The following is a 10,225-nucleotide window of genomic DNA, read 5'->3' as shown; positions in this document are numbered from 1 at the left end:
TAGCGAGTCGGTCCCACCCCTTCCCATCCCGAACAGGACCGTGAAACGACTCCACGCCGATGATAGTGCGGATTCCCGTGTGAAAGTAGGTAATCGTCAGGCTCCCCAGCAAGTCCAGAAACCCCACCCCGCAAAGGTGGGGTTTCTGCGTTTACGGCTCTGAATTCAGTGCCAAGACTCTGGCGCCGTAGTGAGCACGCGCGCGGACTCTTAACTCTTGTTCCCAACCCGCGGGATAACGCACCTCCATTCCGAGAGGCGCGTCACGAAAACACTGCCGCTATCTGGCACGCCATAGATACCGCTACAAACGGCCTGCCACTTCGTTACCTACGTTGTACCTTCCACAGGCGCGGCCTGCTCGTCAGCTAAAAAACTGCGTCAGTGCGCGGCGACATCTCCGCCCCCAATGCTGGCCGCACGAACAGGCACCGCGTCATCGGTTGCATCCATCTGACCAACTTCCGCAAGTAACGCCTCGTCGCGTGCAATCACCTTCGGCAGATGCGTGCGTAGGAACTCAACCCACGTTCGCGTCTTCGCATCGACGAACTTGCGTGACGGATACAGCGCGTACACATTCATCTTCTGCAGCGTATATTCAGGCAGCACGCGAACTAACGTCCCGTCCCGCAGTCCGGCAATCGCCGCATAGAGCGGCACCATACCGATGCCCATTCCCTCGCGAATCGCGACGATCAGCGATTCCGCAATATTCACTTGCACGGGTCCGTTCACTTCCATCATCTCGCTGCCGTTGGGGCCGTCGAGCACCCATTCGTAGGCCGGAAATGCTGGTGTGTGCAAGATCAGGCACTCGTGATGCGCGAGGTCGCTCGGCTTCTGCGGCGCGCCATGAGCGCGCACGTAAGCAGGCGATGCGCACAAGATGCTGAACGTTGTACCAAGCGGGAGCGACACGAGGTCGGAATTCGGCAGAGTTGAGGCGCCGATAACAGCGACGTCGGCGCTGCCTTCGAACAGGTCGGGCATGCGCTGCGACAACGTCAATTCAACGGTCACTTCGGGATAAAGCGCGCGATACCGGGAGATGGCCGGCAGCACGTAATGCTGGCCGATACTGGCAAAGCTGTGCATCCGCAAAGCGCCGGCAGGGCGTTCGTGGGCGCAGCTTGCTTCTTCTTCCGCCGTGTCGACATCTGCAAGGATCTGCTGAGAGCGTTTCAGGTAACGCTCCCCCGCTGTGGTGAGCGCGAGCCTGCGTGTCGACCGGTTCAATAAGCGCGTACGCAGATGCGCTTCGAGTTCGGAGACCGCACGCGACATCGCGCCAGTCGTCGAATTGAGCGACTGCGCGGCGGCGGTAAAACTACCGGCTTCAACCACGCGCACGAACACTCGCATATTTTGTAGCGTATCCATCGATCCTTCTATTTCACGGCAGAAGCCGTATTGTCCGCCTGTCCCGCAAGCCCATTGTTGTTCATTCTGGAAGGGACGTTCCGCGCCCGTCCTATTAATACGCGCAGCGCATGCTCTTACAATCGGCGCCTTGCCTGCTGGTGTGCGCAGCGTTCACCGGGGTTTCTTTTAGCGACAAACCGGGACGCGTTGCTTTCTGATGATGAGACGCCAACATGCGATCAAACCGACGGCGGATTCTCGCTGGCAATGGCGCGTCATATTGCCGGCGCTCAGTCCGGCCGTTCGCGACTGGGCGAACAGCGACGGTCTGATCTGGTTGCATCTGCTGAAAACGGTCACTGCGGGTTTGCTGGCGCTGGGCATTGCCATGTTGCTGGATCTCCAGCAGCCGCGAATCGCGATGACCACGGTGTTCGTGCTGATGCAGCCGTTCAGCGGCATGGTGCTCGCCAAGAGTTTCTACCGGATTCTCGGTACCGCGGTGGGGACGGTCGCTGCCCTGGTGCTCGGCGCGTTGTTCGTCCAGCAGCCCGAGTTGTACATGCTCGGCATGATCGGCTGGGTAAGCGCCTGTATCGCGGCAGCGGTCCGGTATCGGCATTTCAGATGGTATGGCTTTGTGCTGGCAGGTTATACCGCCGCTCTGATCGGTATTCCGAATGTCACGGCGCCTCACGACCTGTTTCTGGCCGCGCTCACGCGCGCGGCCGAAGTGGCGGTCGGTATCTTGTGCTCAAGCGCAGTCAGCGCGTTGATCGTGCCGCAGCGTTCCAGCCTTGCGCTGCGGCGCGCACTTCACCTTCGATATACAAATTTTACTGCGTTCGCTGCCGAGGTGTTGGGCCGTGGAATCGACCGTCGTCAATTTGAGCGGCGCTTTGCGGACCTGGTCGACGAGATCGTCGGCTTTGAGGCGACGCGAACATTTGCTGCCTTCGAGGATCCAGCCATGCGCTCGCGCAGCCAGCATCTCGGCCGTCTGAACGGCGAGTTCATGGACGCATGCGCACGACTGCATGCACTGCACCAGTTGCTTAAACGTCTACGCGCAAACGGCCCGAACGGCACAGTCGATGCCATCACGCCGTACTTCAGCGAGCTGTCGGCACTGTTGGCATCCACCGGGTCTGCAGATGCAGATGCCGATGCAGCGCACGTAGCCGCTGGTTTGCGGCTCTTTCAGGCGAGCTTGCCAAGACGCGTGCGCGAAACGAGACGGCCACTGGAAGCAGCTCCAGCCGAATCGCTAGCGGACTTCGATACTGCTGCGGAACTGCTATATCGATTTGTCGATGAATGGATCCGCTACTCCGAGACTTACGCGTCTTTGGCGCGGCACAAACCGGGAGCCGGGCAGCGTACTGCCGGCTGCTACGTGAGCAGAACGAACGGCTTTGTGGTCGCGTTTACCTTTGCCAGGTCGGCGGCGGCGATGGCGATCGTCAGCTGGTTCTGGATTGCCACGGACTGGCCGAGTGGTGGTCTCGCAGTGATCGGCGCGGCGCTGGTTTGCGCGTTGACGTCGACCGCGCCGAACGCATCGAAAATGGCCGTGCAGATGGCAGTCGGTGCAGTGCTGGCGACTATGACCGGCTACCTTTTTACGTGCTACGTGTATCCGAATATCGACGGCTTTCCGCTGCTTTGCGCAACGCTCGCTCCGGTGCTTGCACTCGGCGCCTTCATCGCATCGCGCAAACTCTCGGCGGGGTATGGCATCGGTTTCTCGGTGTTCTTCTGCCTGCTTGCCGGACCGGACAACGTCGTCACGTATGCGCCCGATCTGCTGATCAACAACGGTATCGCGATCACGGCGTCGCTATTGCTCGCAGCGATCGTTTTCTCAGTGGTGTTCCCCGCGAACATGCCGTGGCTCACGGAGAGAATCAAGGGCGATTTGCGCGCGCAAGTCGTGTCTGCGTGCAAGGACGAACTTCCCGGACTCAATCAGCGCTTTCAGTCGAGCACTCACGATCTGGCCTCGCAGTTACGCATGCTACTGACGCGGCGCTCCCGACGCCGCCGTGATGCGTTGCGCTGGATGCTCGTCACCCTTGAAGTGGGGCACGCCGTGATCGATCTGCGCAACGAAGTGGCGCGTGCGGGCTACGCGCAGGCCCTTCATCCGCACTGGAACAGCGGTCTCACCCGAACTTGCGACGACCTCGCGCGGCTTTTTGCGCGACCGGACGTGCGTGCTCTCGAGCGCGCGCTCGTATCCGTGCGCTCGGCCACGTGGATCGCGCAGGACCTGCTGGAAACCGTCCACGCCGACCGCGGCCAGCGACACGATCTGCAACGCATCCTGAGTTGCCTGCATTTCATCCGCACGGCGTTGCTCGACGAAGACGCGCCTTTCAATACGCGTTGACCCGTGCGTCGGATCGGGCGTGCGCCCCGATCCTTCTGCCAGATGGAAAGGTCCCTTCTGTCCAGCCCCGTTTATCTGTGTAGGTGGCAGTCATATAGTTTCTTCACCGCCGCGCAGTCCCCAAAAGGGACTCCCTGCGGAACGGAATCGTAAGAACTGGAGAACGAAATGAATGTGTTGAAGATTGCCCTGATTGCCTGCACTTTGTCCGCTGCTGTCGCTCATGCACAGACGGCGCCTGCCGCCCAGGAAGAACAGGTCGCACAGGCGAATGCACCGCGCGCGAACAGCGTCGCTGAGCAACGCCGTGTCGCAGTACCGAAGGCCAAAGCTGAAGAGTGCGTAGGGCCCGTGAGTTTCTGCAATATTTTCTTCGGCAGCTAAGCAGCGCCGCGCGCAACACCAGCAGTACCTGTAAGACCTGTCGCGAGAATGTTGCACGCGACGAAACGCCTGGCCGCGACGCCGTCCCATCGAGACGTTGCGGCTGGTGCGACAAACTGGCTACTGAGCGAAGCACACCGCAGACGTGCGCACCGGTAGACTGGACGGGTGAATATGGAGAGACTCGATTTCATGTACCAGGACCGGATTCGTTGCTCCGCGTTGCGCGGAAAAATCACTTCAGCCGCCGAGGCGGCGCTTCTGATTCAGGACGGCATGCGCGTCGGCGCCAGCGGCTTTACGCGCGCGGGCGACGCCAAAGCTGTTCCGGTCGCACTTGCCGAGCGGGTCCGTCAGGAAGGCAAGCCGCTACAAATTACATTGATGACCGGCGCATCGCTCGGTCATGACGTGGATCGCATGCTCACTGAGGCGCATGTATTAGCGCGCCGCTTGCCGTTTCAGGTCGACAAGACCCTGCGCGATGCGATCAACCGCGGCGAAGTCATGTTCGTCGATCAGCATCTGTCCGAAACCGTCGAGATGCTGCGCGCGAATCAGCTCGGCAAACTTGACATCGCCATTATCGAAGCCACCGCGATCACCGAAACTGGCGGCATTGTGCCGACCACTTCAGTCGGCAACTCGGCCAGCTTCGCGATCCTCGCCGACAAGGTCATCGTCGAAATCAACCTCGCCCAGCCGCTCGCCCTCGAGGGACTGCACGACATCTGGATTCCGGGCCGCAGGCCGAATCGCGAACCACTGCCGATCGTGCGCCCGCAAGACCGTATCGGAACGCATGCCATCGAAATTCCGCCAGAGAAAATCGCGGCGATTGTGATCACTGACAAGGCGGACAGTCCGTCCACGGTGTTGCCCGCGGATGCGGAAACCGAACTGATTGCGCGCCATCTGATTGAATTTTTCCAGCACGAAGTCGCATCTGGGCGCATGCCCCCGCAATTGCCGCCGTTGCAGGCTGGCATCGGCACGATTGCCAATGCGGTGCTGGCCGGTTTCGTCGATTCGCCTTTCGACGCCTTCGAAATTTACTCAGAAGTACTGCAGGATTCGACCTTCGATCTAATGGACGCCGGCAAGGTGACGTTCGCCTCGGGTGCGTCGATCACGTTGTCGGCCGCGCGTCAGGCGCAAGTGTTCGGTGAACTCGAGCGCTATCGCGATCGTTTGGTGCTGCGCCCGCAGGAGGTCAGCAACCATCCTGAAGTGATTCGCCGGCTCGGTCTGATCGCGTTGAATACCGCATTGGAATTCGACATATACGGCAATGTGAATTCCACGCACGTCGGCGGCACGCACATGATGAACGGCATTGGCGGCTCGGGCGATTTCGCGCGCAATGCGTCATGTGCGATCTTTGCGACGAAGTCGATGGCGAAGGGCGGCCGTATTTCGAGTGTGGTGCCGATGGTGCCGCACTGCGACCACAACGAGCACGATGTGGACGTGGTGGTGACGGAGCAGGGTCTGGCCGATCTGCGCGGATTGGCGCCGCGGGAACGCGCTACGCTGATCATCGAAAACTGCGCGCATCCGCTCTATCGCGATCTGCTTCGCGACTACTATCGGGATGCCTTGCAATGGGGTGGACAAACGCCGCATCGGTTGGACCAGGCTTTCACCTGGCATACGCGGCTGCGTGATGCCGGCTCGATGTTGCCGACAGTAGAGGCGTCTCTCTAAATACTAAATAAAACCGGCGTCAGGTGGCATTCGCTCCCGACGCCGTAAGACATCAGGTGCTGCGCTCAGGTGCCGCGCCGGACGAGCCGGATAAGAAACAGCAGAATAACGGCGCCGATCACAGCGGTAATGATCGAACCGATCCAGCCGCCGCCGAGCGAAATGTGCAACACACCGGCAAGCCAGCCACCGATGAATGCGCCGACAATCCCGACGATGATGTCGACGATCAGACCGAAGCCGCCGCCCTTGACGAGCACGCCGGCCAGCCAGCCGGCGATCGCGCCAATGATGAGCCATGCAATGATGCCGTGTTCCATATTCGAGACTCCATGGTTGAGTGTGAAAAAATCACGGTGACAGAGCTTAGTCGAAGGTTATGGGACAGTCCATATTCAGGACGCGGAATTAACATTGTCTGAATCTATTGCAAGCTAAGTGTAGACGATGCGCGTGAATATGGGGGGAGCTTACGCAAGGTGACTCACTCCGGCGTCGGCTCCGCATCTTTAGCCGTCCAGCTCACGCTCGATACGCTCTTTTCCATGCTGATGCGGCTCGCCATCTGTTCGAGCTTCGGCTGATCTTTCGGATGCAGCTTCAATGTTGCGGTAACGCGAATGCGTCCCGTATCGTCTTCGAGGTCTTCGCTCGTCAGACTCTGGAACGACAGCGGTGTCGAATACATTGAGTTGGACACGGCGGTGCGAATGTGAATTTCATCGGCCTCCCGGCAAACGATCGTCAGCACATACTCGCGCACGAGGTCGGCGTCCGAAACGGGCGCCGCGTTGATGGCACGGCTCACTTCACGCAGCACCGTATTGGTCAGCAATACGACCGCGGTACCGGCGAGGGCCGGGCCGTAGTGCCCCGCACCGCACAATACGCCGACCGCCGCCGAGCACCACAAGGTCGCGGCGGTGTTGATTCCCTGAATGGAGCCCTTGTCGCGCATGATCACGCCGCCGCCGAGAAAGCCGACGCCGGAGACGACATACGCGGCAATCTGGGTGATACCGGCGGTGCCGTTGCCGGTCAGCACGCCGAGCGTGACGAACAGGCACGCACCGCTGGCGACCAGTGTGATGGTGCGAAGGCCGGCGTTGCGCTGGCGCATCTGCCGCTCGAGGCCGATCGCGACCCCGCAACTGAAGGCGGCAAAGAGCCGCAAGACGAATTCAATTGTCATCGTTAAGAAAGGTTGAGGCGCGTGTTCGCACAGTGTGAACCCTACGCGTGACAGCATCACGTATCCGCAGGGGAAGCGCGAACGCGATCAGGCGTGACAAGGCATGCGAGCCGGGGCTCGCGGCGAAAAAGTCGTGGAGCGTGCGCAAGGCATCGGGCCATGCGGCGCTTCACTTCCAGCAATAGGGGGTAAAAGCGACGTGCACCGTCGGGCCCGAAGGCAAGACGGCGACAGGGCAAAGGCTGACGCGGAAATCTTGCCGATCAGGCGATCGGGCGAATCGAAGCTCGACTGGTACTACTGCTACTGTCCAAGATCGTGATTCCGGTTAAATGAACTGGGCGAATTTTAGGCAGCTCTGCAAAGTTAAGTCAAGCCGGGATGAGGCAGGGTGGCGGAATGCGCTGTGCGTCACTTACTGAATCTTCCTCGGTAAGATCAGAATTTTCCTCGCATAAATACGGACTCCGAATATTGACGAGGTCCATCCCGGAAAACACACTGTTCGAACACTTCGAAACACGTGGTGTGGTTCTGGTGCTCAATCCACGTTTCACTTCCAAGGATTTCGCCTGGATTTTTTCGGTTGCCCTTGTGCGGTACTTTGCGCATCCGATCTGCACCATGTCGTCTCTTTTCCGCTGTTCACCCAATTGAGGAATGTATGAAAGAAAAAGCTCTCGGCGTTATTGCCGGCGCATTGATTGCTGCGGCTCCGCTCGTGTCGTTCGCCGCCGGTTTGCCCGCGCCGTTTGAAGGCAGCAGCACGCTGCAGGCGGATGGTGTCGTGAAGTCGATCGATCAGGCAAAACAATCGGTGACCGTGCTCGATGCACAGGGTGGCGAAGCTTCATTCAACATCACCGATACGAGCAACCTCGCGCAGATCAAGCAGGGTGGCAAGGTCCACATCCGGATGATGCGCAACGCCATGGTCAGCGTGACGCGCGGTGCTGACGGCCACGGCGCGGCTGTTCAGCCGGTACAGCAGAACACCGTGCAGAACGTGACCGCCGAAGTTCAGGCGATTGATCATGCCTCCGGCATCATGGCCCTGAAGGGCCCGAATGGCACGGTGTTCCATATCCAGGGCCGCGAGCCGGCAAAGGTCGCCGGCGTGACGCCGGGTATGCAGGTGTCGGTGGCGTACGCGCCGCAGGTCAGCGTGGCCGTCGCGCCTGCTCAGTAACGCAAACTGGCCGAAGTAGTGCGCCAGTGCCGAAGTGCGGATGTCCTTTGCGGACGTCCGCGTTTTTCTTTTGCGATGCAAGCCAGTATGACTTCTATGTGGCGCTATTCGGCACTCTAGCCCAGTGCCTTAGTCGGGTTCACCGGGGACGAGGCGCAATCGTGTGATCTCCGAGGGAGCCCCCAGGCGCTTCGGCGGTCCCCAATAGCCGGTGCCGCGACTCGTGTAGACCCACAGGCCGTTCAGCCGTGCGAGACCAGCCGTGAACGGCTGCTGCAAACGCACAAAGAAATTCCACGGGAAGAACTGACCACCGTGTGTGTGGCCGGATAGCTGCAATGTGAAACCTGCTGCTGCGGCTGCTTCGGCAGAGCGCGGCTGGTGTGCCAGCAGTACTTTGATCAGTACGTCGCCAGGCGCGCCTGCGAGGGCCGCAACCGGGTCGCTGCGATGCAACGGGTCATGATGGCCCGCTGAGTAATCAGTCACCCCGGCAATCACGGCGCGCGCGCCGTCGTGGTCCACGATCACATGCTCGTTAAGCAGAACGGTTAAGCCCAGGCGTCGGAATTCATCGATCCAGGCGTTCGCGCCGGCGTAATACTCATGGTTGCCGGTCACGAGGAATGCGCCGTGACGCGCACTGAGTCGCGACAGGGGCTGTGTGTGTCTGGTCAATTGCGGCACGCTGCCGTCCACTACATCGCCGGTGACGGCAATCAGATCCGGCTTCAGACGATTCACCGCGTCGACGATCGCGTCCACATAACGGCCTTTGATGGTCGGGCCGACGTGGATATCGCTGATCTGGACGATCGTGAAACCGTCGAGCGCCGGCGGCAGATCGTCGATCGGCACCTCGATCGTCACGACCTTGGCGCGGCGCCGTGCGTTGAACAGGCCGACGAGTGTCGAGAGCAGCGCAAGCAGTGGTACCGCGGCAGCCGACCCGACGCGCCAGTGCGCGATTGCGATCGTGTTCGGCCAGATTGCATCGACGGTGAGCAGTGAGGCGAGCGCCAGGTCGCGCGCGAACGTCAGAACCAGTAGCGAGGAGAAGAAGCCCATCGCCAGCAGGCCGACCCACGCGAGGCGGTCGCTGAGCGGCTGCTGTTTGATGGTGCGCGCCAGCATGCCGAGCGGGATCAGAAAGATCGACAGCACCAGCCACAACGCGCACAGCCACCGGCCGGTGACGCTGACCGGCATGTCGGGAATCAGTCGAAAACCGACGTAGATATGCAGCAGGATCCCAATCAGGATGAAGCGAACAAGAAACGATGAGCGGCGCATAGAGAGGATAGGGGCGGGAAGGGGCCGGCACGAGCGGAGCAACGGCGGCGGCTCGCCAACCGCAAGCATGAAATAGCGGACGAGCCGGATCATTCTACCGGCATGTGCAACCCCTTGCCGACGGCGCCAGAATTGCTTCCTGGGTTGGCCGACCAAGTCCATGTTTGATGCAGCAAGCGGATACCGCAACGCAGCAATTCTCGTTGTCGCACGCCGTTGTCTGAACTGCAGCGACGCTCTAATTAAATGGGCTTTGAATTGTGTTTCGCGTGCACTATTCTCAAATAGAACCGGCTCGTCTAAGGGCCATCGCGGCCCAGCGGCGGTTCGTTTTGTCCTCGGTTGAGGGTGAGGCAGGAGGCGCATCATGAAACTGCTTGGATCGGGCCATCACGTACGCCACGGACTTCATGGACATCACGTCGGACGAGAGGGCAGCCACGTCATGCTGCCGCTGGTGGGCATATCGCTGATGGCGCTCGCGTTGTACTTCGGCGTGCGCGACATCGACTTCTCCGAACTGGGCAAAAACGCGCTATTCGACGTTGTGATGGTATGCGTTGCACTCGGCATCGCAGGACTGTTCGGCGTCGTCGGCGCGTGGTTACGTTCGGGTGGCGACGACGCCGATGAAGGCTTTTGCTTTATCGGCGCGGTGATCGGCGCAGTGGTGTTCTACGTGGCGCTCCTCAGATAAACGCAC

9 protein-coding genes and 1 rRNA gene are annotated in these 10,225 nt (G+C 60.4%); 6 read left to right on the top strand and 4 right to left on the bottom strand.

The window, feature by feature from the left end; translation table 11 throughout:
• Positions 1–102 (top strand): 5S ribosomal RNA (gene rrf, locus KHO30_RS34035); the annotation flags it as partial.
• Positions 103–381: 279 nt separating this feature from the next.
• Here the strand turns inward: rrf and KHO30_RS34030 are convergent.
• Positions 382–1,383, bottom strand: a complete 1,002-nt coding sequence (locus tag KHO30_RS34030) for a LysR family transcriptional regulator (RefSeq protein WP_093647487.1) — start codon at positions 1,381–1,383, stop codon at positions 382–384.
• Positions 1,384–1,585: 202 nt separating this feature from the next.
• Between KHO30_RS34030 and KHO30_RS34025 the strand changes: the two genes are divergently transcribed.
• The 3 genes from KHO30_RS34025 (at position 1,586) to KHO30_RS34015 (ending at position 5,848) form a co-directional block, all read left to right on the top strand.
• Entirely contained in the window at positions 1,586–3,757 is a 2,172-nt protein-coding gene (locus tag KHO30_RS34025; protein ID WP_211703524.1) for an FUSC family protein, read from the top strand.
• A 168-nt stretch (positions 3,758–3,925) separates the two neighbouring features.
• Entirely contained in the window at positions 3,926–4,141 is a 216-nt protein-coding gene (locus KHO30_RS34020; RefSeq protein WP_200653394.1) for a hypothetical protein, read from the top strand.
• A 192-nt stretch (positions 4,142–4,333) separates the two neighbouring features.
• Complete coding sequence (locus tag KHO30_RS34015) at positions 4,334–5,848, top strand: succinyl-CoA:acetate CoA-transferase ScpC (RefSeq protein WP_200653415.1); 1,515 nt, start codon at positions 4,334–4,336, stop codon at positions 5,846–5,848.
• A gap of 65 nt (positions 5,849–5,913) precedes the next feature.
• Here the strand turns inward: KHO30_RS34015 and KHO30_RS34010 are convergent, their stop codons facing one another.
• Both KHO30_RS34010 and KHO30_RS34005 read right to left on the bottom strand, forming a co-directional pair.
• The gene (locus KHO30_RS34010; protein ID WP_028197420.1) at positions 5,914–6,168 is read right to left on the bottom strand and encodes a GlsB/YeaQ/YmgE family stress response membrane protein; all 255 of its coding nucleotides are present in this window, start codon (positions 6,166–6,168) and stop codon (positions 5,914–5,916) included.
• 164 nt (positions 6,169–6,332) lie between these two features.
• Positions 6,333–7,040: an MgtC/SapB family protein gene (locus KHO30_RS34005; protein WP_093647540.1), complete on the bottom strand. Its 708-nt coding sequence runs from the start codon at positions 7,038–7,040 to the stop codon at positions 6,333–6,335.
• A gap of 664 nt (positions 7,041–7,704) precedes the next feature.
• Between KHO30_RS34005 and KHO30_RS34000 the strand changes: the two genes are divergently transcribed.
• A complete protein-coding gene (locus tag KHO30_RS34000; RefSeq protein WP_093647493.1) occupies positions 7,705–8,229 on the top strand; it encodes a hypothetical protein in 525 nt (174 codons plus the stop codon).
• Positions 8,230–8,358: 129 nt separating this feature from the next.
• Here KHO30_RS34000 and KHO30_RS33995 read toward each other — a convergent pair whose 3' ends face one another.
• Complete coding sequence (locus KHO30_RS33995) at positions 8,359–9,522, bottom strand: metallophosphoesterase (protein WP_093647542.1); 1,164 nt, start codon at positions 9,520–9,522, stop codon at positions 8,359–8,361.
• Between the two features lie 367 nt (positions 9,523–9,889).
• Between KHO30_RS33995 and KHO30_RS33990 the strand changes: the two genes are divergently transcribed.
• Positions 9,890–10,219 carry a hypothetical protein gene (locus tag KHO30_RS33990; protein ID WP_093647496.1) on the top strand — a complete coding sequence of 110 codons (330 nt, stop codon included), beginning with the start codon at positions 9,890–9,892 and terminating at the stop codon, positions 10,217–10,219.
• Positions 10,220–10,225: the final 6 nt, after the last annotated feature.

Source organism: Paraburkholderia aspalathi (assembly GCF_905220735.1).
GTDB classification, from domain to species: Bacteria; Pseudomonadota; Gammaproteobacteria; order Burkholderiales; family Burkholderiaceae; genus Paraburkholderia; species Paraburkholderia aspalathi.
Note: the sequence above shows the minus strand (reverse complement) of the source record. Positions and strands in the feature narration are given on the sequence as shown.